Origin of the sequence: Comamonas aquatilis (genome assembly GCF_965139575.1) — a bacterium.
GTDB classification, from domain to species: Bacteria; Pseudomonadota; Gammaproteobacteria; order Burkholderiales; family Burkholderiaceae_C; genus Comamonas; species Comamonas aquatilis.
The window spans coordinates 37734-59299 of the sequence record NZ_CBCSIW010000025.1; the positions used below are offsets into that span (position 1 = coordinate 37734).

Annotated in this window: 24 protein-coding genes; 6 read left to right on the forward strand and 18 right to left on the reverse strand. The window is 62.1% G+C overall.

Annotated features, from left to right (window positions below; all coding sequences use genetic code 11):
* Nucleotides 1–18 precede the first annotated feature (18 nt).
* On the forward strand, nucleotides 19–276 hold the full coding sequence (locus ACNAZA_RS20140) for a CPCC family cysteine-rich protein (RefSeq protein ID WP_415798287.1): 258 nt from the start codon (nucleotides 19–21) through the stop codon (nucleotides 274–276).
* Between the two features lie 21 nt (nucleotides 277–297).
* On the opposite strand, the gene ACNAZA_RS20145 is transcribed toward ACNAZA_RS20140, so the two are convergent.
* The 5 genes from ACNAZA_RS20145 to ACNAZA_RS20165 all read right to left on the reverse strand — a co-directional run bounded on the left by ACNAZA_RS20145 (nucleotide 298) and on the right by ACNAZA_RS20165 (nucleotide 5559).
* Nucleotides 298–1812: a PepSY domain-containing protein gene (locus tag ACNAZA_RS20145; RefSeq protein WP_415798288.1), complete on the reverse strand. Its 1515-nt coding sequence runs from the start codon at nucleotides 1810–1812 to the stop codon at nucleotides 298–300.
* Between the two features lie 13 nt (nucleotides 1813–1825).
* Entirely contained in the window at nucleotides 1826–3940 is a 2115-nt protein-coding gene (locus tag ACNAZA_RS20150) for a TonB-dependent receptor (protein WP_415798306.1), read from the reverse strand.
* A gap of 187 nt (nucleotides 3941–4127) precedes the next feature.
* Nucleotides 4128–4550, reverse strand: a complete 423-nt coding sequence (locus tag ACNAZA_RS20155) for a DUF2946 family protein (protein WP_415798289.1) — start codon at nucleotides 4548–4550, stop codon at nucleotides 4128–4130.
* A 173-nt stretch (nucleotides 4551–4723) separates the two neighbouring features.
* Nucleotides 4724–5203: a DUF192 domain-containing protein gene (locus ACNAZA_RS20160; protein WP_415798290.1), complete on the reverse strand. Its 480-nt coding sequence runs from the start codon at nucleotides 5201–5203 to the stop codon at nucleotides 4724–4726.
* A gap of 164 nt (nucleotides 5204–5367) precedes the next feature.
* Nucleotides 5368–5559, reverse strand: coding sequence for a hypothetical protein (locus tag ACNAZA_RS20165; RefSeq protein ID WP_415798291.1), 192 nt, complete (start codon nucleotides 5557–5559; stop codon nucleotides 5368–5370).
* A gap of 210 nt (nucleotides 5560–5769) precedes the next feature.
* On the opposite strand from ACNAZA_RS20165, the gene icd reads away from it, so the two are divergent.
* Entirely contained in the window at nucleotides 5770–7032 is a 1263-nt protein-coding gene (gene icd / locus ACNAZA_RS20170) for an NADP-dependent isocitrate dehydrogenase (RefSeq protein WP_415798292.1), read from the forward strand.
* Nucleotides 7033–7101: 69 nt separating this feature from the next.
* Here icd and ACNAZA_RS20175 read toward each other — a convergent pair whose 3' ends face one another.
* Nucleotides 7102–7587 (reverse strand): PaaI family thioesterase, encoded by a 486-nt coding sequence (locus ACNAZA_RS20175; protein ID WP_415798307.1) that lies wholly within the window; start codon nucleotides 7585–7587, stop codon nucleotides 7102–7104.
* A gap of 134 nt (nucleotides 7588–7721) precedes the next feature.
* Between ACNAZA_RS20175 and ACNAZA_RS20180 the strand changes: the two genes are divergently transcribed.
* Entirely contained in the window at nucleotides 7722–8225 is a 504-nt protein-coding gene (locus ACNAZA_RS20180) for a MarR family winged helix-turn-helix transcriptional regulator (RefSeq protein WP_415798293.1), read from the forward strand.
* A 46-nt stretch (nucleotides 8226–8271) separates the two neighbouring features.
* On the forward strand, nucleotides 8272–9525 hold the full coding sequence (locus ACNAZA_RS20185; RefSeq protein ID WP_415798308.1) for an MFS transporter: 1254 nt from the start codon (nucleotides 8272–8274) through the stop codon (nucleotides 9523–9525).
* Nucleotides 9526–9552: 27 nt separating this feature from the next.
* Here ACNAZA_RS20185 and ACNAZA_RS20190 read toward each other — a convergent pair whose 3' ends face one another.
* Complete coding sequence (locus tag ACNAZA_RS20190) at nucleotides 9553–10761, reverse strand: MFS transporter (RefSeq protein WP_415798309.1); 1209 nt, start codon at nucleotides 10759–10761, stop codon at nucleotides 9553–9555.
* Between the two features lie 125 nt (nucleotides 10762–10886).
* Between ACNAZA_RS20190 and ACNAZA_RS20195 the strand changes: the two genes are divergently transcribed.
* Nucleotides 10887–11474: a TetR/AcrR family transcriptional regulator gene (locus ACNAZA_RS20195; protein WP_415798310.1), complete on the forward strand. Its 588-nt coding sequence runs from the start codon at nucleotides 10887–10889 to the stop codon at nucleotides 11472–11474.
* A gap of 121 nt (nucleotides 11475–11595) precedes the next feature.
* Here the strand turns inward: ACNAZA_RS20195 and ACNAZA_RS20200 are convergent, their stop codons facing one another.
* The 10 genes from ACNAZA_RS20200 to ACNAZA_RS20245 all read right to left on the reverse strand — a co-directional run bounded on the left by ACNAZA_RS20200 (nucleotide 11596) and on the right by ACNAZA_RS20245 (nucleotide 20196).
* Nucleotides 11596–12159 (reverse strand): SRPBCC family protein, encoded by a 564-nt coding sequence (locus ACNAZA_RS20200; protein ID WP_415798294.1) that lies wholly within the window; start codon nucleotides 12157–12159, stop codon nucleotides 11596–11598.
* Nucleotides 12156–12914, reverse strand: a complete 759-nt coding sequence (locus ACNAZA_RS20205) for a YceI family protein (protein WP_415798295.1) — start codon at nucleotides 12912–12914, stop codon at nucleotides 12156–12158. The genes ACNAZA_RS20200 and ACNAZA_RS20205 overlap by 4 nt, the downstream gene beginning before the upstream one ends.
* Complete coding sequence (locus ACNAZA_RS20210; protein ID WP_415798296.1) at nucleotides 12911–13507, reverse strand: YceI family protein; 597 nt, start codon at nucleotides 13505–13507, stop codon at nucleotides 12911–12913. Before ACNAZA_RS20210 ends, ACNAZA_RS20205 begins: the two co-directional genes overlap by 4 nt.
* A gap of 67 nt (nucleotides 13508–13574) precedes the next feature.
* A complete protein-coding gene (locus ACNAZA_RS20215; protein ID WP_415798297.1) occupies nucleotides 13575–14231 on the reverse strand; it encodes a GGDEF domain-containing protein in 657 nt (218 codons plus the stop codon).
* Entirely contained in the window at nucleotides 14228–15139 is a 912-nt protein-coding gene (locus tag ACNAZA_RS20220; RefSeq protein WP_415798298.1) for a cache domain-containing protein, read from the reverse strand. Before ACNAZA_RS20220 ends, ACNAZA_RS20215 begins: the two co-directional genes overlap by 4 nt.
* A 358-nt stretch (nucleotides 15140–15497) precedes the next feature.
* Nucleotides 15498–16433 (reverse strand): 3,5-dioxohexanoate:acetyl-CoA acetone transferase, encoded by a 936-nt coding sequence (gene kce / locus ACNAZA_RS20225; protein WP_415798299.1) that lies wholly within the window; start codon nucleotides 16431–16433, stop codon nucleotides 15498–15500.
* Between the two features lie 330 nt (nucleotides 16434–16763).
* Nucleotides 16764–17522, reverse strand: coding sequence for an SDR family NAD(P)-dependent oxidoreductase (locus tag ACNAZA_RS20230; protein ID WP_415798300.1), 759 nt, complete (start codon nucleotides 17520–17522; stop codon nucleotides 16764–16766).
* 112 nt (nucleotides 17523–17634) lie between these two features.
* On the reverse strand, nucleotides 17635–18051 hold the full coding sequence (locus ACNAZA_RS20235; protein ID WP_415798301.1) for a carboxymuconolactone decarboxylase family protein: 417 nt from the start codon (nucleotides 18049–18051) through the stop codon (nucleotides 17635–17637).
* A gap of 10 nt (nucleotides 18052–18061) precedes the next feature.
* Nucleotides 18062–19054, reverse strand: a complete 993-nt coding sequence (locus ACNAZA_RS20240; protein ID WP_415798302.1) for a Bug family tripartite tricarboxylate transporter substrate binding protein — start codon at nucleotides 19052–19054, stop codon at nucleotides 18062–18064.
* Between the two features lie 83 nt (nucleotides 19055–19137).
* Nucleotides 19138–20196: a beta-keto acid cleavage family enzyme gene (locus tag ACNAZA_RS20245; RefSeq protein ID WP_415798303.1), complete on the reverse strand. Its 1059-nt coding sequence runs from the start codon at nucleotides 20194–20196 to the stop codon at nucleotides 19138–19140.
* 155 nt (nucleotides 20197–20351) lie between these two features.
* Between ACNAZA_RS20245 and ACNAZA_RS20250 the strand changes: the two genes are divergently transcribed.
* Nucleotides 20352–21338, forward strand: a complete 987-nt coding sequence (locus ACNAZA_RS20250) for an AraC family transcriptional regulator (RefSeq protein ID WP_415798304.1) — start codon at nucleotides 20352–20354, stop codon at nucleotides 21336–21338.
* 108 nt (nucleotides 21339–21446) lie between these two features.
* Here the strand turns inward: ACNAZA_RS20250 and ACNAZA_RS20255 are convergent.
* Nucleotides 21447–21566, reverse strand: a 120-nt coding sequence (locus tag ACNAZA_RS20255) for an acyl-CoA dehydrogenase C-terminal domain-containing protein (RefSeq protein ID WP_415798311.1), incomplete at its 5' end; no start/stop codon positions are given.

Sequence of the window (21566 nt, forward strand, 5' to 3'; positions counted from 1 at the left end):
AATCTGATGAATATGCCCATGACTTTGTTCCAATGCCCGTGCTGCGACTATTTCTCTCTGAAGGATCGAGGCGAATACAGCATCTGCAAGCTCTGCTTCTGGGAAGACGATGGTCGCAACCCGGATCAGCTTGACGTGTACTCCGGCCCCAATCACATGACGCTGCGCGAAGGTCGGCACAATTTTCAGGCGTTCGGAGCCTGCGATAGGCGCATGCTCAAGAGCGTGCTGCCCGCTACCGAGCGGGCAAGGTTTGCGCACCAGAGTCGCGCTTGATCGCAGGGCTTGGCTGTTTGCTCAATGCCTGGAGCGCCGTGGCCGCAGGCGGCGCCAGCCAATCACCACGCCGGTGCTGCTGAGCAGCAGGCCGCCCAGGCTCAGAGCAATCAGCAAGCCGTCCCATAGCGGGCGGCGCTGCAGCAGCGGCAGCCAGTCCCAGCTGTGCAGCATGGCAAACAGCCAGCGTTTGACGCGCTGGCGCTGGTTCAGCTGGCCCAGCAACTGACCGGTGGTCGCATCGATGTGAAGCCAGGTTTGGCCGGCATCGCCATAGATCACGCGCAGCACGGGTAGCGGCTTGCTGGCGCCGCCCATCATGGTGTGGTCGGCGCGGGCGTAGTAGTAAAGGTCATAGTCGCTCAGCCACTGGCTGCTCAGCACTGCGGCATCGGAGAGCTGTGCCGCACCTGCCAGCAAAGCTGCTATGTCATGCTGCAGCGCCTGGGCCGTGTCGGCATTGAGCACCTGTTTGTGGCCCAGGGCATTGACGGCGGTTACCTGGGTCTGGCCCAGCACGCGGCTCCAGCGCAATTCCCGCACGCCGGGGTCGGCAGCGGAGAGCAGCTGCGTAGGCCCTGCAGCATCTGCAGGCAGATTCATGGGCCCCATGGGCCATTTCCCCATATCCACCGTGCGCTGTTTGCTATCAAAGATATGCCATGGGTTCATGGACATCAGTCCGCTGAAAATCCAGGTCAGCGTGACGGCGGCAAACAGCAGGCCGACGATATGGTGCCAGCGCATCAGGCGTGAAGGGTAGGGCGTGCGCTGGCCGCTGCGGTAAGGTCTGGAAAAACGCCAGCGCATCACACCAACTACTGTGCCGCTGATGGCCAGCGCAATGCCGGCGATAGACAAGGTGTTGACCACATCGGCCCAGATGCCGTCAAACCAGTTGCCGCGCAGCAGATAAAGCCAGTGCAGCCAGGCGCCCACATAGTTCCAGCCGCGCTCGGTTGCCGTGGCATCGCGCAGCACTTCGCCGGTTTGGCTGGAGATATAGAGACGGGTCTGGGCCGCATCGTCCAGCGCCACCACATGCAGGGGCCGGTGCGCATCCAGACCACGGCTGTGGGTGAAGGCATCTTGCTGCACCTGGCCCTGGTAGCTGGCGGCGATGCCAGGCGCGAACGCCGCCGCCGCTGCCATGGCCTGTGACTGCCCTGCGGGCGGCAGCACGCTGCCGGTGTAGGCGTCAATCACCGTGGCCGTGCTTGGGTGGTGGTGGTCTTTGCCCGGTTTGCCCGCCGCAAGCACCCAGTAGCTGGCCCGGCCCGCGCTGGCCATGGACAGGCGCAGGTCGCTCACAGCCGTGCTGATGCCCGCCTTGCTCAGCGCCTGCTGCGGGCTGAGCAGCTCGGGGCTGGCCTGCAGCTCGGGCAGATGCAGCAGCCGCTCGGCTTCGGTGAGCTTGGGGTAGCCCACATACATCATCACCATGCCGGAGAAAAACCACAGTGCAAACAGCAGGCACATGGCGATGCCCAGCCAGCGGTGGGCCAGAAACAGCCAGCGCTTCCATGAAATCTGCATGGCCGGCCCCGCTTCAGTAGCTCAGGCGCAGCGCAATATCGGCGCTGCGGGCGGCGCCCAGATAGGCCATGGTGCTGCTGAGGCTGGCGGCGTAGCTGCGATTGGTGGCATTGCGCAGCCGCGCCTGCAGCGTCATCTGGCGGTTGATCTGGTAGTCCAGACCCAGATCCAGCAGCGTGACGCGCGGCCAGTAGAAGGTATTGGCCGCATCGCCGTAGATGCGACCCACATGACGCAGACCGGCGCTCAGCTGCAGATCCGGCGTGGCGCGATAACGGGTCCAGAGATTGGCGACCGTGGCCGGGGTGTTGACCGGGTGCTTGCCGGCCATGGAGATGCCGTTTTGCTGGTAATTGTCATAGCGCGCCCGGGTGTGGCTGTAGTCGGCGCGCAAGCTCCATTGCGCAGACAGGGCCAGTGCCACGGCGGCTTCTATGCCGCGCGAGGATTGCTCTCCCACCAGCAGGGTGCGGGTGCTGTCGCTGGGGTCTTGCGTGGCGATGTTGTGGCGCTCGATCTGGTAGGCGGCCAGCGTGGCCGAGCCCTTGTCTTGCATAAAGCGCCATTTGGCGCCCACTTCGATCTGGCGGCCGGTGGTCAGGCCGGTGTTGTTGATGGCATCGGCAAAACTGGCCGTGGCCAGCGTGCCCGAGGGCGGATCGGCGGCGGTGGCGTACTGGGCATAGAGCGCGGCTTCGGGCGTGGCATCCCAGACCAGGCCGATACGGCCTGTGGTGGGGCGGTAGCTGCGGCTCCAGCTGGCGGGTGCGCTGGCCGTGACTTCGCGCCGATTGCTCAGATCCAGATCCAGGCGTTCATGCCTGAGGGCCGTGAGCACATGCAGCGTGGGGGCGATGGCGGTGCGGTTTTCCAGGTACAGGGCGATGTTCTGGATGCGGTTGTCGCGGTCGGCCCTGAAGCCGGGCTGCATGCCAGGGATAGAGTAGAAATTCTCCGTCACAAAGTCATAGGGGTTGACGGTGCTCACCGTGCCCGAGAGGCTGTTGGGGTAGCGGGTCTGGCGATTGATGCTGACATCCAGGCCGAAGGCCCAGTCGCTGCGCAGGCCGGCCAGCTGGCTTTGCAGCTTGCCCTCCAGTCTGTCGCCCAGCAGCAGTTGCTCATGGCGCTGCAACAGCGTGCTGGAGCGGATGACGGCGCTGTTGCCGGCGTTGAAGCGATAACTCTCCACATTGCGGTATTCACGCTGGGCGCTATAGGCGTAGAAGGTGTTGCTCCACTGCAGCTGCGGGCTGATGCGGCCTTCGGTGATGGAGCGCAGCCATTGCACGCGTTGGGCGTAGAGGCCGTCGGCGCTGTTGTAGTTCTTGTCGCGGGTGGCCGGGTCGATGCTGAGCTCGCCCTGGATGGGATTGCGCAGCGGCGTGCCCCAGTAAGGCCGGTCTACCCGCTCATGCTGGTACTCATAGGCCAGGGTGTGGGTAAGCCCGCCACCCAGCTCGGAGCGCAGCGATACCGCCAGCTGCGTGGCATGGCGCTTGACCTGATCTATGCTGCTGCTGCCGGTGCTTTGGTTCAGGTCCAGCCGCAGATAGTGGGCGCTGGCGTCATCTGCGCTGCCCAGGCGCCGGTTCAGTCCCAGCGAAGCCTGCTTGAGTCCGTTGCTGCCCAGGCGGATCTGGCCTTCGGTGAACGGTGTGCTCTCCGGCAGCTTGGTGATGTAGTTGAGCGTGCCGCCCACCCCGCCTGCACCATACAGAAAGCTGGACGCGCCGCCTATGGCCTCGATGCGGTCGTAAATCCAGCTGTCTACCGGGCGGGCCGCAATGCTGTATTGCACATTGATGCCGTTGAACAGCTGGCTGACCGAGCTGCCGCCAAAGCCCCGGTAGTTCACGCCGGGATTGCCGGGCGGGCTGTAGGCCGTCACACCGGGAATAGCGGCCAGTGCCTCCTGTGTGTTTTGCGCACCGCGCGCTTCCAGCTCGCTGCGATCAAGGGTGTGCACGCTGGCCGGCAGCTCTTTGGCGTTCAGGCCCAGGCGGCTGGCTGTCGCCGATTTTGCATCGAGCGCCAGGCTGGAAAAAGCCTCGTACCAGCCTTCGCTGACCTCCACGGTGGCCAGTGTGGGCTCGGCGGCATGGACATATCCGCTGAGCAGGGCCAGAACGGCGCAGCTGCCGGCAGAGAGTGCGGGAAGAGAGAACTGGGGAAGAGCGCGCGCACGAGCGCGTCCGCCAAAATGACGGGAAGAAGAACGGATCACGAAAAAACTCCTGGCCGGGCACTGAAGAGCACAGTGCAGACAAAGCCGAGTCCGCCCTCAGGGACGGCTCAGCCAACCGAGAAAGGTTTCAGGAGTGGGCAGGTGGCCCGCGTGCGGGCAGGGGGGCGCGGGTGACGGAGGCAATATGCGCCGCCGCCAAGGGGCGTAGCGCGTAGGACAGCGGCTGCGCCATGGGCGGCAGATCGCCAAAGTGCAGGGGTGCAGGCCCGGCAGCAGGCAGGCACAGTGCGCAATCGAGGGTGTTGTGCTGACCGCTGTGGGCCGTGCTCTGTGCATCCTCGCCAAGGCTGCTGTCTGCGCTGGTGTCATCGCTGACGCTGTTGCCGATAGCGCTGCTGACATTGACCCAGCGCATCTCGCCCGAGGTGGTGCAGATCAGTTCCATCGCTTGCGGATGGATGAATGGCGATGCACTGGCGGCGCCCAACGTCAAAGCAAACCAGGCCAGGATCAGCCGGGAGAGCCAGAAGGAGGTGCGCAGCTGGTGCATGAAACGATTATGCCGGTTTGCGATGTGGGTCCGCAGATTGCAGGTCGAGAAAAGCACAAGCATATGCCTGTTGCGACAAGACCTAGTCTGTGCTGAGTTTTTAGTCTGAATGGGCTCTAGCGCTTGTGTGTAAAGCGCTAGATGCTATCAATACAGGAATTTTGTGATGAGTTTCAACGTGGCGCAAAGGGCGCACCGCCCAGCTTGGCACCGGCCTTGATGCCGCGCTTGGCGAACCAGCCCTGGTTCATTTCCAGCACAAAACGCACCGGCTTGGCCGAGCAGTGCGAATCATCGGACTGCGGTTTCATATCGGCCAGATTGACGATGGTGCCGTCATCGGCCACAAAAGCGGCGGTCAGGGGCAAGAGCGTGTTGCGCATCCAGAAGCACTGCACGCCGGGCTGTTCGAACACAAACAGCATGCCTTCCTGTTGGGGCATTTCCTTGCGGAACATGAGACCGATCTCGCGCTGCTGTGGTGTGACGGCCAGCTGTGTATCGATGCGGTACATGCCTGCCGTCAGGTCGGTACGACGCAGATTCATCTGGGGAGAACCGTCCTGGGCGCTGGCCAGACTGCCAAAGCCCAGCAGGGTGCTCAGAGCTAGAGCTGAAGAAACAACAAAGGGCAGGCGGAGAGCAAACTTCATGGCAATCAAGGGCCTTGTAACTGGATCTGGCAAAGGTCGGTGCGTGAGGCGATCATAAGAAAAGCCCGCAGACTCGATATTCTGCGGGCTTTTTGGTGTGCGTCTCTGCATCTGAAATGTGGGGGCGCTCAGTATCACTCGTGCTTGCGGGCAAACCGCAGTGTTTACATCGCCTTGTGCATCTTCTTGGAAGAATGTTTGACTTGTTTGTGGCTATGGGTGGACTTGGCCTTCATGTGCTTGGCAGCGGGGGCTGCGGCCTTGGCGGGGGCTTGAACCGGGGCTGCGGGTGCTGCCTGGGCAAATGCGCCTGCAGCAAAAGTACCGGCAATCAGGACAGCGAGTAGTTTTTTCATGTGTGCAAATTTCCTGGGTTCAGTTGAGGTTGCGACGCGGACCATCCGCGCCACAGATATTCAACGGCACTGTTGTGCCGGCGTTGACAGAATTTGACGATGGACTGCGTAAGAGTTTTGTGAGCGCCAGTGATGCCAAAATCGGGCCATAGACGCATGAACGATCAGGTTGCTGCGCCGCATAATTACCAATTCAGGAGATTCGCAAAAATGAGCACTTTCCAGCACATCCAGATTCCGCCGCAAGGCCAGAAGATCACGGTCAATGCCGATCATTCGCTGAACGTGCCCGATCAGCCCATCATCCCCTTCATCGAAGGTGACGGCGTGGGCGTGGACGTGACGCCGGTGATGCGCAAGGTGGCCGATGCGGCCGTGGCCAAGGTCTATGGCAGCAAGCGCAAGATTGCCTGGATGGAAATTTTTGCCGGCGAAAAAGCCACCCGTGTCTACGGCCCCGATATGTGGCTGCCCGAGGAAACCGTGGCCGCCGTGCGCGACTATGCGGTGTCCATCAAGGGCCCGCTGACCACGCCCGTGGGTGGTGGCATCCGTTCGCTGAACGTGGCGCTGCGCCAGGAGCTGGATCTCTACGTCTGCCTGCGCCCCGTGCAGTACTTCAAGGGAGTGCCTTCGCCGCTCAAGCAGCCCGAGAAAACCAATATGGTGATCTTCCGCGAGAACTCGGAAGATATTTACGCCGGCATCGAGTTCGCTGCAGGCAGCGAGAATGCGCAAAAGCTCATGCAGTTCCTGTCCAAGGAGCTGGGCTCCAACAAGATCCGCTTTCCCGAGACTTCGGGCATTGGCATCAAGCCCGTCTCACGCGAGGGCACGGAGCGCCTGGTGCGCAAGGCCATCCAGTACGCCATTGACAACAACCGACCCAGCGTGACCCTGGTGCACAAGGGCAATATCATGAAGTACACGGAAGGTGCTTTCCGTGACTGGGGCTATGCGCTGGCACGGCGCGAGTTTGGCGCCGAGCTGATCGATGGCGGCCCTTGGGTCAAGCTCAAGAACCCGAAGACCGGCAAAGACATCATCGTCAAGGACTCGATCACCGATGCCTTTCTGCAGCAGATTCTGATGCGCCCGGCCGAGTATTCGGTGGTGGCCACGCTCAATCTGAACGGCGACTACATCTCGGATGCGCTGGCCGCGCAAGTGGGCGGCATAGGCATTGCGCCCGGCGCCAACATGTCGGAATCCATTGCCTGTTTTGAAGCCACGCACGGCACGGCGCCGCGCTATGCGGGCAAGGACTATGTGAACCCTGGCTCCATGATTCTCTGCGCCGAGATGATGCTGCGCCACATGGGTTGGCGCGAGGCGGCAGATCTGCTGGTGCAGTCGCTGGAAAAAGCCATTCAGAGCAAGCATGTGACCTATGACTTTGCGCGGCTGATGGATGGTGCAACCCAGGTTTCCTGCTCGCGCTTTGGCGATGTGGTGATCTCCATGATGGATTGAGGCCTTGACGCCTGAATAGAAAAACGCACCTCGGTGCGTTTTTTCATGGGCACTACCTTGCGTGTTCCTTCAGAGTGTCTTGGCGGCGAACACCAGGCAGGTGGTGCTGGCATGGGCGTAGAGCTTGCCGTCGGCTCCGACGATGCGGGCTTCGGCCGTGGCCAGCTGACGGCCGCTGTGAATCACCTGGCCTATGGCGCGCAAAGGCCCGGTATGGGCGTGAGCGGCGCGCACGATGTTCACGCTGAGCTCGGCCGTGGTGTATCCCGTGCCGGCTGGCAAGGTGGTTTGCACGGCGCAGCCCAGGGCCGAGTCCAGCAGCGTGGCAAACCAGCCTCCATGCGCCGTGCCCATGGGGTTGTAGTGCTTGAGCTGGGGCGTGCCCTGGAATACTGCCTTGCCGTGGGCTACCTCGATCAGGGCAAAGTCCAGTGTCTCGGCGATATGCGGGTAGGGCAGCTCTCCGCTGAGCATGGCTTGCATGATTTCCAGCCCGGTCTTGCCCTGCAGCTGCGCTGGTGCGGCCACACCGGGCTGGCCGCCGCCTGCCAGCATATGGTTGACGACCTGTTCCTTGTGCGCTTCCCAGTCACCGTGAGCGGTTTGACGGTTGGGGTGGGTGGCGATGGCTGTATCCATGGAAATCTCTTTAAAGTTGCATATGCAATTATTGTAGATACAATGGTTTCATGAGCGCAACCCTGATTCACCCCGATGTCGCCCCGGCCGTGCAGCCGCAAGGCTGTACCAACTTCAAGCTGCGTCAGCTGCTGCGCCGGGTATCGCAGCGCTATGACGCCGAGCTGGCGCAGGCCGGGCTCAAGACCACGCAGTACTCGCTGCTGTCGCAGGTGTTGCATCGCGGGCCGATTCGCCCCGGCGATCTGGCGCGCTTCATGACCATGGATGCCTCTACGCTGACCCGCAATCTCAAGCCCCTGGTGGCAGCAGGCTGGCTGGAGGTGGCCGCTGGCGAGGACGGACGCAGCCGTCTGGTGCACATCACCGACGCTGGGCGTGAAAAGCGGGCACAGGCCCAAAGCGGCTGGCGCCGCGCACAGCTGCAGCTCAATGCCCAGCTGGGTGTGGAGCGCGTGCTGGCCCTGCATGCGCTGATCGATGAGGCGCTGCCTTTGCTGGCCGACGATGCGCCGCAGGAGAATCTTCAGGAAAGCGGAGACCTTGATGCGTGAAGCCCAAACCAATGATCAAGCCGGCGATCGAAGTCTTATCGGCGCCATGTCGCCAGGCCAGCGCCAGTGGAGCGTATGGCTGGTGCTGCTGGCCGCGGCCTCCACGTTTGCGCTGACCATGGGAACGCGCCAGAGCATGGGCTTGTTTGTCAGCCCGCTGAACAGCGCCACCCAGCTGGGTCTGGCGCAGATCAGTTTGGCGTTTGCCTTTGGCCAGCTGTGGTGGGGGCTGACCCAGCCCTTTGCCGGCGCCATGGCCGACCGTATTGGCGCAGGCCGCGTGTTGCTCATCGGTGTGCTGCTGGTGGCGGTGGGCACCTTTATCACCCCTTATATGACCAGCACCTGGGGCCTGATCTTTACCGTGGGCGTGCTCTCGGCCGGGGGCGCCGGCATGGCCGGCCCCGCCGTGCTGATGGGCACCACCGCCAGGCTGATTCCAGAGCGCTACCGAGGCATGGCTACGGGCATCGTCAACGCCGGCGGCTCCACGGGGCAGTTTCTGATCACGCCGCTGGCCGGTGCCTTGATGATTGGCATGGGCTGGGCCAATGCGCTGCAGGTCATGGCCGTGCTGGTGCTGGTGGCACTACCCGCCATCTGGGTGCTCAAAGGCAAGCCCGAAGTAGCTGCTCCCGCGGTGGCTACGGCAACGCAAGGCGCTGCAGAGGCCGCCAAGGCTTTGGGCAGCCGTGCCGTCATCGCCCAGGCCTTGGGCAATCGCAGCTATGTGCTGCTTTCGGTGGGCTTTTTTGTTTGCGGCTTTCACGTGGCATTTCTGGGCACCCACTTGCCCGGCGTGATTGAAAGCTGCGGCCTGCCTGTGCAATTTGGTGCCTGGGCGCTGGCCATGCTGGGGCTTTTCAACATCGTGGGCAGTCTTGCCATGGGTTGGGCCGTAGGGCACTGGCGCATGAAGTCGCTGCTGTCCCTGGTCTATGCCGTGCGTGCCGTGGCGGTGCTGGCCTTTATGCTGGCGCCCAAGACCGGGGCCGTGGCCCTGATCTTTGCGGCAGTGATGGGGCTGACTTTCCTGTCCACGGTGCCGCCCACCGTGGGCCTGGTTGCCAAGTTCTTCGGCACCCGCCATATGGCCATGCTCTTCGGGCTGGTGATGCTGGTGCACCAGATGGGCGGCTTTCTGGGCGCCTGGCTGGGTGGCAAGGTGTTCGAGGCCACGGGCAACTTCGACATTGTCTGGATCATCGACATTCTGCTGGCCGTGGCTGCCGCCCTGATTCATCTGCCGATTCGCGAGGCACGCCTGGCCAAGCCGGCCGGGGCTGCGCTTGCGGGCTGAGGCAGCCGCTCAGCGTTAGATCTAGGGCTAGGGCAGGGCCTGGGCGATGGGTTGGCTCTTGGCACCGGCCAATCGCCCGGTCTGAATACCCCAGGCCCACATGGCGGCACCGGCAATCAGCGCCACCACAAACGAGGCCTGAGGCCCCCAGTGGTCTATCACCCAGCCGGCGGCTGCCGCGCCCAGGGCCACACCCATGGCAAGACCGGTGAGAAGCCAGGTCATGCCTTCGGTCAGCCGCTGGGCGGCGACCTGCTGCTCCACCAGACCCATGGCCACGGTAATCGTAGGGCCGAAGGTAATACCGGCCAGCAGCACGGCCAGTGTCAAGGCCGTGAGATTGCTGGCCAGCAGCAGCGGAATAGCGGTAATCGCCACCGAGGCGCCCACCCACGCAATCTGGCGGTTGAGCGGCATCTTCAAACGCATGACGCCAAACACCAGGCCCATCACGCAGGAGCCCAGTGCGTAGAAGGACAGCACCACGCTGGCCATGGCCGGCTGGCCCTGGTGGGTGGCAAAGGCCACGCTGGCCACATCGATGGTGCCTACGATGATGCCTTGCGCCAGCATGAATAGCGCCAGCGTGCGCACCACGGGCTGGCGCACGAGAGCCTTTTGTCGGATATGGGCGATGCCGGGATTGACCGGTGGTTCGGTGCGCCGCTGCATGGCAAACAGGCTCACGCCCACTATCAGCAGCATTGCGGCCGCCATGGGGCCGGCTTCGGGAAAGAGCACCATGCTCAGCCCCACGGACAAGGGCGGGCCGACAATAAAGCTCAGGTCATCGAGCACGGCTTCCAGCGCATAAGCCGTCTGCAGCTGGGGTGTTCCGCGGTACAACACCGTCCAGCGGGCGCGGAACATGGCTGGCATGCTGGGCAGGCTGCCCACCAGCGCGGCCAGCAGTAGCAGCAACCAGTCCGGCCCTTCCCAGTGGGCGCAGGCCAGCAGGGCAAACATGGCGCTGGAGCTGATGCCTGCCGCAATCGGCAGCACCTTGCCTTGACCATGGCGATCCACCAGCGCGGAAATGCGCGGTGCCAGCACCGCAATCGACAGCGCAAAGCAGGCGGCGACCGCACCGGCCAGGGTGTAGGCGCCGCGCTGCTGAGAGAGCATGGTGATCAAGCCTATGCCCGTCATGGACAGTGGCAGGCGGGCCAGCATGCCGGCAAGTACAAAGCTCGTGGTTCCGGGAGCGGAGAACAGGCTGCGGTAAGCGTGAAACATGAAAACCTTGGCACTTGAATGCATTGACATACGTTTTGTATGTGAGTTTGCATTCTACGCAGCGATGAGGTGCAGCGTATCATTGGCATACGGTTTGTATGTGAATGGAGTCGGGTATGAGTCAGATTCGCCAGAGTCGATCCAGCATGATCGAGGCGACCCGTGCCAAATTGCTGGCGGCGGCCAGGCAGGCGTTTGCCACGCACGGCTATGCCCAGGCCTCCATGGATGATTTGACGGCCCAGGCGGGTCTCACCCGTGGGGCGCTGTACCACCACTTCGGTGGCAAGAGCGGGCTGTTGGCGGCCGTGGTGGCGCAGATGGATGCAGAAATGGATGCGCGGCTGGAGCTGGTGCTGGGCGCCCACGCCAGTCCCTGGGAAGGCTTTCTGGCCTATTGCCGCGCCTATCTGGCCATGGCCCAGGAGGCGGAGATTCGCCGCATCGTGCTGCAGGATGCGCGCTCCGTGCTCACGGGCACGGATCAAGGCGAGCAACACCAGAAGTGCATACAGTTCATGGCGAACTATCTGCAGCAGCTGATAGATCAGGGCGTTATCAACCGTGCCAACCCGCTGGCGCTGGCACGCTTGCTCAATGGCTGCCTGGTGGAGGCGGCTTTCTGGATTGCCGAAGAAGACGCGCCCGCCGCCCGTCTTGACGATGCCCTGCAAGCGCTGGACTTGATGCTGGAAGGGTGGAAGGCAGCTTGAATCTTTTTTTTTATTTGCTATTAATACATGAGCATCATGCGCTTTTCTATAAAGCGATTGCATCGATTTTTAGCAATAAATGAGTATTTCACCATCTAGTCTCGTGCCAAGCGTGCTGGCGCTACCGCAATGCTTGGGCATCGCGTCGCATGATCTCATCGACCATCGCCGTGAACTGGCGCGCCAGCACATTGCGCACCACCAGAGTGCCCAGCACCGGCGGCACCGCAAAATCGGGTAGCAAACTGGCGCTGTAGGACAGCTGGACTTCACCGCTGGGCAGTGCTTCCAAGGTATAGCTGCCATTCATTTTCTTCAGATTGCCGCCCACCGCCCGTGCCGTGATTCGCTGCTGCGGCCATTCGGTGACGGCCAGCCGAACCTCGATGGGCTGCTGCAAGAACAGAAAAGTGATCGCGCCGGCTTGCTCCACCAGCAATTGCTCGCCATTGCGCTGCACCACCCTGGAGCTGCTCATATAGGGTATGAATTCGGCCAGATGGTCGTAATCGGTAATCACGCTCCAGGCCGTGCTCAGCTGCACCCGCATGGTGGCCGAAGCGCTGACCGTAATGACGCCGTTCTGGCCCGAAGTCTCTATGCTCAGCTCCTGCGCCCAGGATGCGCTGCAGATCCAGAGCAAGCCGGCGATGGCCCAGCGAACAAGAAAGGTGCGGGTGTTCATGGCAGCCGGCTCCGTCCGGCAGATTCAAGCGCCTGTACGTCAAAGTGCAGCTCGAGCCGGTCTTGAACCTGAATGGCTCCGCCCAGTATGGAGAAAGGCGTGATGCCGAAACTCGATTGATCAAAGGCCAGCATGCCGCTGACTTGCAGTCCCTTGCCCTTGCTCTCGACCCGCGCCGGCACGCTGAAGCTGCGCCTGACGCCGTGCAGCGTGATATCCACCGCCAGCAGCGCATTGCTTGCGAGCGTGGCGGCTGAGCTCACCTGGATCAGCGCAAACGGAAACTGCTGCGTCTGCAATACCTTGCCCAGCATATTGGCGCGGGTGGCGGCAATATCGGCGCTGCCAGGCTGGGTGTCGAACCCGGCCTGGGCGCGCAGGTCGGAGTCGTCCACCGACAGGCTGTCCAGCGCCAGGTAGATGTCGGCCCGGCCCAGCTCGGGTGCCACCAGGCCTTGAAGCTCCTGAGCAGCCACCACATGGTCATGGCCCAGCTTGGCCAGAGTTCCACCGCGGCGAACGGTGATGACGACCCGCGAAGACCGGGAATCAACCCGCAGCACGCGCTGGCCCTGGGCCGCAGCTTGCGCGTAGGCCGCCGCAGGAAAGTCTGCAGGCGCATGAATGGATAGCGAGGGGGGCGATGGCTCCAGGTCCGGTTGCGCGCAGGCGCTCATCAATGCCGCTATCAGCGCCGTCACGGCTGCGGCCAGTGGCATTCGCAGCGACAAGCGGTATTTCGTAAGGTATTTCATAGAGCCTTGCGCAGTTGGATGCGAAATTTCACCTTCACATCGGCGGCGATGACATCACTTGCCGCCCATTCTCCCGTGCCAATGCCAAAAGCCGTGCGTTTGACCAACAGCTCGCCTTCCATGGTGGCGGCGGTGCCCGCTGCACTCCAGCTAAAAGGCAGCTCCACCGGCTTTTGCACCCCTTTCAGGGTGAGGGTGCCGTGTGCCAGATAACGGCCGGCTTGCACGCGTCGTATATCGCTGGCATGGAAGCGCGCCTGTTCATGGCGGGCGAAGTCGAACCACTCCAGGCCGGCGATGGCCTGGTTGATGTCGGCATTGGCCATATCCGCGCTGCTGACGCGAACGCGGACATCCAGTTGCCCGGGGCTCGGTTGCCCTGCACCCGGCTGCTCGGCGCTCGCTTGCTCGGGATCAAAGCTGAGCCTCACATCGAAATCCTTGAAGACGCCGGGCGCCGGCCTGTTTTCGAAGCTGGCAATGAACTCGAGCCGGTTGTCCTTGGCCGTATCCATCTTCCATTCGGCGGCCTGCGCCTGCGTCAGCCCTGTGGCGGCCAATAGACCGACGAGGCAGAAAGCGGTTTGTTTCATGGAGTGGTATCCCCAAAGCAGTGCATTGGATTTGACACGGTGAATGACATGAAGCGACCCGGCCCGCTCATGGCGTCAGCACCTGCGCTACAACGCTGCGGCCTTTGCCTTCGCGCTTGGCCTGGTACATGGCCTCGTCAGCGGCCAGCAGCAAGCCTTCGGGCGTGGCCGCCGTTTCCGGAAACAAGGCAATGCCTATGCTTGCAGCCACGCAGATGCTGAGATTGCCCAGAAGATAGGGCGCGGAAATACGTTCAATCAGCTGCTTAGCGAATCGGTGCGCATCCGCGCGTCCCGTATCAATCAGCAAGATGGCAAACTCATCGCCCCCCAGCCTGGCCACAATGTCGGAAGACCGGACGGCTGCGTCAAGGCGCGTCGCAACGGCGCGCAGCAACTGATCACCCATGCCGTGGCCATGCCTGTCGTTGACGGCCTTGAAGCCATCGAGGTCGATGAAAAGCACGGCCATATGCATCTTCATGCGTTCGCACAACAGCAGCTGTTGGCTCAGCATGTCGTTGAACAGGGTGTGATTGGCCAGACCGGTCAGTTTGTCGTGCTGGGCCTCATATTGCGCCGCTCTCAACACGGCTGATGCCTCCACCAGTGCCTTGGCCACTTCATCAGCCTCGCGCAGATACACGGACCCGATCTTGGGCTCTTGACCATAGCCCAGAGCCAGCGCTGGTGCGGTCAGGCTGGAAACCGATTTGGCGATCACGCCGCCAACCAGCCAGGCCAGGCCAAGCCAAGAGCTGCGGTGACCAGCAGCAAAGAGATGGCTGCATCCCACTTCAAGGCATCCCATAATTTTTGCTTGAAGTAGGCCTCTGGAATCGTCATATAGGTCACCCAGTCGCTGGCTGCAGAGTGGGCAAAGAGCAGTATGGCGGGAACCCCCTCCACCGTGATGGTGGAGAAGTACCCCTCCTTGCGGCCGACCATCTGAGCCAGCCGCTCGGGCGGGGCCTTGTAGCCGACCAGACCTTTTCCTCGTATGGAGCGGGCAACCAGCGTGCCGTTGCCGTCAAGCACGCCGGCGATCTGGCCGGGCAGCGTGCCTTGTGTTGGCAAGATGGCGTCAATGCGGTTCGGAAACATGCCTATGGCCAATGCATAAACCGGTTGGCCATTACGGCGGATCGGGATCTGAATGGCGAAATGCGGATGGATGCTGACAGCCCCGGTAAACAGATTGGTCGTGATCGCGGCATCTGCTTGCAAAATTTTCTGGAAGTCGGGGGTCTTGCTCATTGGCAGCTCGCTCCCGTAGGGTCGCAAGGTGTTGATGATCTGCTGGCCGCTAGGCCAACTCAGAACCACGTTGTCTGCCTTTTGCTGTGCCTGCACCTCCTTGGCCTGGTGGTAGAAGGTCTCGTAGTCCCCGGTCAATAGCGCGGGCGAGGTGCCCAGGGCTCTGGCGGCCCCTTCGGCGGCGATCATTTCGCGGTCAAGTGCGGCGGTGAGGGCGCGAACTTTGACCAGGGTGTCATTGAGAAGTTGCTGGCGCTGTGCTTTGAAGGAGTAATAAGCCAGCCCGGCTTGCGCCAGCGCGGCAGGAATCAGACAGGCCAGGACCAGAACGATCAGGCTGAACCGAATCGAAGGTTTTGCGCCGAGTATCTTCATCAGTCTTGCCCCATCCCCGTTGCTGGCCGTCTCGGAACAAATGTTCTGTCTGCAGGCTGGCGGGAAACCGGTGCGCCATACGGCGGCTATGTGAGCCACTGCAATCGCGGTGGCCGGACAAGCACTGGTTTCGGCCTCAGGACCTGCTCAGTATCTGCGCAAATGTGGCTTGCGATCCATGGGCGGCACAGGTATCGGCCGGCTTTTTATGCTTGGCCACCTGAAGCGGGCTTTGTTCAATGCTTGGCGGTGCAAGAGATGTTTTTGAAATTTACTCCTTTAAATATAGCGTCAAACGCTTATTGAATAAGCGATTGACGCTATATTTATAAAAACTTCGGAGATCTGCAAGCTTTTGCTAGAAGGCGACGGCGTTTTTGCCTTTGAGCTGCAGCATGTCTCTGGTCTCTTGCGGTGTGGCGATTTCCAGATTCATGCCGCGCAGTATCTGCACGATACGTGTCACCTGTTGCGCATTGCTGCTGGCCAGACGCCCCGGCCCATCCCATAGCGAGTCCTCGAGACCCACGCGCACATTTCCGCCCATGCTCGCCGACATGCTGGCCAGCGGGATCTGACTGCGGCCGGCTCCCAGTACCGACCAGTAGTAGTCGTCACCAAACAGCCGTTCTGCCGTGCGGCGCATGTGCATGACATCGTCGGCATGCGTGCCTATGCCGCCCAGCAGTCCGAATACCGACTGGATGAAGAACGGCGCCTTCAGAATGCCGCGATCGATAAAGTGGGCGGCCGTGTAGAGGTGGCTGGTGTCGTAGCACTCGATTTCGAAACGGGTGCCGTTGTCGGCGCAGGATTCGAGGATGTACTGGATCTCTTTGAAGGTGTTGCGGAACACGCGGTCCTCGGAGCCCTCGAGATAAGGGCGCTCCCAGTCGTGCTTGAACTCTTTTTGCCGCGCCAGCATGGGGTAGAGGCCGAAGTTCATCGAGCCCATATTGAGCGAGGCGACCTCGGGCTTGAGCTGCAGCGCTGGTTGCAGACGCTCTTCCACCAGCATATGGGGCGCGCCGCCGGTGGTGAGGTTGATGACGGCATCGGAGCGCTCGGCAATTTTCGGCAGAAATTGCCTGAACAGCGCAGGGTCCTGCGAGGGCTTGCCGTTTTCCGGCAGGCGTGCATGCAGGTGAACGATGGCTGCGCCGGCCTCTGCGGCGGCAACGGCTTCGTCTTCGATCTGTTGGGGCGTGATGGGTAGGTAGGGCGACATGGAAGGCGTGTGAATGCCTCCGGTGATCGCGCAGGTCACTATCACTTTGCTTTGGGGTGCGGCCATGAAAAATCCTTGGTGATGCGGCTGTGTTGAATCGGGTGAGAAGGCGCTGAGAACGTGTTGACGATCTCCTCGGCGCCGCGCCAGTACCTTTGCGGGATGGGATGCTAGGCGCGGGTGCGCAGCAAGGCTGCGGCCTTGCAAGCGACAGCAACGCCGCAGAGCGCCCCTGGCCGGGCGCCCACAAAGGCACTGGCCCGAAGGGTTGAGGCGAAATCGGGCGATTTCTTCGCGCTGCGGCTGGCTTGCACCCCGGTGCAAGCTGCTCCACATCGCTTCGAACTCATCCCGATTGCGCCTCAACGCGGCTGCGTAGAGATCGTCAACACGTTCTTAAATCGCCGTCTTGCCGCCGTTGACCTGCAAAATCTGGCCCGTGATGTAGCTGGCGCCGGGCGAGGCCAGATAGAGAATGGCGTCCGCCACTTCCTCGGGCTTGCCCACGCGTTGCATGGGAATCGTGCCGGCCACCAGGGGCAGGTTCTGCGCGCCGCCGGCGATACGGTCCAGCATCTCGGTGGCGATAGGGCCGGGGGCGACGGCATTGACGCGGACCTGGTACTGGCAGGCTTCTAGCGCCGCAGACTTGGTGAAGCCTTCGATGGCATGTTTGCTGGCCACGTACATGGGGGCGAGTGCGTTGCCGCGGCTGCCCATGGTGGAAGACAGATTCACGATGGAGCCGGACTGCTGTTTGGACATCAGGCGCAACTGATGCTTGAGACACAGAAAAGTGCCGAGCGCATTGGCGTTGAACGCGGCGGCGTAGGTCTCAACGGTCTGCTCCATGATGGAGCCGCGCATGCCTTCCAGGCCGGCACTGTTGACCGCTACATCCAGGCGGCCGTAATGCTCTACACAGGCGGCCAGCAGCTGGATGACCTGTTCTTCGCTGCTCACATCGGCGCGAACAAAGACCGCCTGCGCACCCATGTCGCGCAGCTCGGTCTGGAGTAGAGCGCCGGCTTCGGTATTGCGCCCGCTGACCACGAGTCGAGCGCCCTGGGCGGCGAATGCCAATGCGGTGGCACGGCCTATGCCTGCGGTAGCCCCGGTGATGAGCACCACTTGATTCTGGAATGAGGAGGACATGCTGGGTTTTTCCTGTAGTCGAAGTAATCGGGCGAGCACCATGCCGGCCTGCCCAAAGCGGCGGCCGGCAGGCGTTGAGCTAGGGCTCGGCGGGATGGCTCGGTGAGATGGCTCAGTTGCGCGCCTGAGCTGGCGAGGCAGGCGCTGTTTGCGCTTGATGCCGCGCGACTTCTTCCAGCAACATGGGCGCAGCCATGCTGTTGGCGTGCAGGCCTAGTACGCTCACCCCCTGCAGCACGGCGGCAATTTCGTCCTGGCTGGCGCCTAGCTCCAGCGCGCGGCGAATGTGGCGGCGCGTGCCCGGTCCATACATATGGGTGCATGAAGCATCCACCGCGATGGCGAGGAACTCCCAGACTTTGGGCTCTATCAAGCCCTTGGTCATGGGGTGCATGGCCATGTCCAGGAATTTCTCGGTCCATATCGGGTCAAGCTTGGTGAAACTGTCCCACTCCGGATTCCAGTAGCCATTGGCGCGCAGGCTGTCGCTGATGGGGGTGGAAGATGGGATGTTGCTCCTGTCGTTCATGTCTTGGCCCTCAGGGTTTGTAGTTCATGGCACGCAGCGCAACGCCTGTGCGTTCGTGCTCACGCTTGAGCAGATGCTGCAGCTCGGCAGCAGTTTGCGCGGGGTTGCCGGCATCCATGCCAAGGGCTGCGAGCTGTTGCTTGACGGCGGTTGATGCCATGGCCTTGTTCAGCTCCTGGCGCAGGCGCTCGCGGATGTCGGCGGGTACATCGGGCGTGGACCACACACTGGTGCCCATGATCTGGCTGAGGTTGGCGTAGCCGCTTTCGGTCAGCGTCGGGACGTCGGGCAGAAATGGCGAGCGCTGCGGCGAAGTGACCGCCAGCGGACGCACCTTGCCGGCCTTGACCAGAGGCAGAGAGGTGCCCAGGCCGTCGAACATGAACTGAACCTGGCCGCCCATCAGATCGGTCAGCGCAGGCGGAGAGCCCTTGTAGCCCACATGCACCATATCCAGGGCAGCAGCCTTGTTGAACTGCATGCCCTTGATGTGCGAGATGGTTCCTGGGCTGTAGGAGGCATACGAGGTCTGGCCCGGATGGGACTTCACATAGCTGACCAGATCGGGGAGGTTTTTGACGGGAAGGCGTGGGTCCGCCACCAGCACCAGCGGCACGCTGGCGACCTGCGCTATCGGCGCCAGATCCTTGAAGGGGTCGAAGCGAAACTTGTAGCTGTAGGGTGCTTCGGCCACCAGGGAGTTGGGGGAGAGCACCAAGGTATAGCCGTCGCGTGGGGCCTGCAACATGGCTTCCACCGCGATGATGCCGCCGGCACCGAGCTTGTTTTCGACGATGACCGGCTGCTTGAGGTCTTGTCTGAGACTCTCGGCAAGCGTGCGGGCAATCATGTCGGAAGCTCCGCCTGCAGGGGCGGGCACCATGATGCGGATCGGCCGGCTAGGCCATTGGCTTTGTGCCACGGCTTGCGCCCAGGGCAGGGCGGCCAGCAGCGCCGCCAAGCAGGTGCGACGCGTGAGCGTATGCAAGGATTGAAAGTTCATTTGTCTCCAGGATTGTTGTTGTCATCCTCACGCAGCGGCCGCTTTCGCTGTGCGGCTCGCTGGTGTGCTTCGGGGCTCTGGCTTCAGGCGGCCTTGCGCAAAAAGCCTTGCTGGGCGCCGTTGCGGTTGGGCGCAAAGCCGTTCTTCTCCAGCGTCTCTTCCACGCAGTCGTAGAACACGCCGATCTGGCAGATCTCACGCGCTTGCGCCGGCGTAGCGATGGGGCGGCTGAACTCCTTGGCCATGCGCACCAGTTGCTCGATTTGCGCCACCGTGCCCATTTTTTCGGTGCGGGTCTGGTTCCACAGGTTGTCTTCGGTGCCGCAGCGCACATGCAGGCCCATGGCAATGCCCATGGCGTTGATGGGCAGCACATTGAGCACCGAGCTTTCCACGGTCAGCACGGCGCCATCGGGCACGGCGCGCACAAAGTGGGCCAGGCTGTAGATGTTGGGGGCGTCCATGCCGCCGCCAATCGCCACCCAGTTCATCACCAGCGGGCCTTTGTAGATGCCGCGGCGCATCAGGCGCTCCACCGACTCGAAGCTGTTGATGTTGTAGCACTGGAAGGCGCTCTGGATGCCGGCCTCGGACAGACGGCGGATGTGCTCCTCGGCCCAGCCGGGCTGGGCGGGCACGGTCATTTCCTTGTAGGCGTTGAACACCACGGGGTCTTCCATGGACGTGCCCTGGATGTCGCGGGCATCGAACTGCTCGAGGATGTTCATCTGCGAGGTGTTGATGGTCACCGTCACCTGGTCGGGCTTGGGGTCCAGCTCGGCCAGCATGTGGCGGGTGTCGTCGGACAGCCACTTGGCGGCGGCGCCGTCGGTCTCGGGGGCAAAGCTGATGGAGCCGCCGACCTGGATGATCATCTCGGGCACGCGGGCACGCACGCCGGCGATCAGCTCGTTGAACTTCGAGAGGCGCTTGCTGCCGCGACCGTCGAGTTCGCGCACATGCAGGTGCAGCACCTGGGCACCTGCGTTGTAGCAGTCCACGGCTTTCTGGATCTGCTCTTCCATGGTGACGGCGATTTCGCCAGGAAAGTCACCGGGCATCCACGAGGGAGCATAGGGTGCAGCGGTGATGATCAGCGGCTGCTGGTTTTCGGGGAAGAGGTGGCCGTCGAGGAAGTTCATAAATACCTTTTTTCAAGCTAAGTACCAGGAATTCGGATGCATGAGACGCAGGATTTACGGCTGCTGTCCTGGCGAAATGTAGGCAGGAGCTGCTTTAAATGTTTGCCGTTTCGGGACAGTCATTTATCCTATTGGGACACCAAGGGGAAATCTCTATGACTGTTTTGATGCGCAGTGCGAGCTTGACGCACTACGCCGATCTCGCATCCAGCGTCGGACTGGTACCGCACGAAATGCTGGCGGCCGTGGGCCTGCCAAGGTCTTGCTTGGACAACACCGAGTTGCGCGTTCCCGCAGCGTCCGTCATGCGCGTGATGGAGCTTTCGGGCGAAATGTCTGGCGAAGAGGCGTTCGGCCTGCGCCTGTCTGTGACGCGCCGGCTGTCGTCATTTGGCGTGGTCGGCATGCTGGCACGTGACGAGCCGACGCTGCGCCAGGCGCTGGATACCCTGACCCGTTACCTCTATCTGCACAACGAAAGTCTGAGCACGCAGATTCACGAGTCCGGCGGCGTGACCGTGATCGAACAGCATTTTCTGCCCTCGGTATGTGCCGCACGCCAGTCCATAGAGATGGCCATCGGCGCTCTCTATCACACGCTTTGCCTGGCTCTGGGCAAGGACTGGAGGCCGCGCAGCGTGAGCTTTATGCACCCGCCGCCGGCCAATATGGCCTGGCATCGCAGCATTCTGGGCGGCAATCTGCTTTTCTCTCAGGATTACAACGGCATTGCGCTGTCAACGGCCGATATGGATGCGCCTTTGCACACGGCCGATCCCGTCATGCGCCAGCAAATGCGCCAGCTGGTGCGCCAGGATCTGGAGGACAGCCGCCACTCGCCTAGTTCCGAAGTGGAGCAACTGATGGTGGCCTTGCTGCCCACAGGGCGCTGCAGCGCGGAGCAAGTGGCCTTGCACCTGGGGGTGGACAGGCGCACCGTACATCGCCGGCTGGCGCAGCAAGGTCTGAGCTTTACCCAGCTTCTCGATCGCATACGCCATGAGCAGGCGCAACGACTAATGGGCTATGGCGACCGCAAGCTCTCCGATATTGCGCCTCTGTTGGGCTTCAGCAGCCTCAGTGCTTTTTCCCGCTGGAGGCGTATCCAGAAAGACAACGCACTTGCCAAGTCTGATCCTTGAAGAGAAATTTCAAGCAAAAAGAGCTTCCCGCCCTTGCTGATCATGGGCAGGAAGCTCTTGTTTTCAGAGCGCCGGATGGCGCTTTGATCTGCAGTTATCGCGAAGGGATCAGAACGCTTCCATGGGCAAGGCCATCACGCTGGCAGCGCCGTTCAGCACCGCATCGGCCTGACCGGCCACGCGGCTCAGAATGTGCTCGGCATAGAAGCGGGCGGTTGTCAGTTTCGC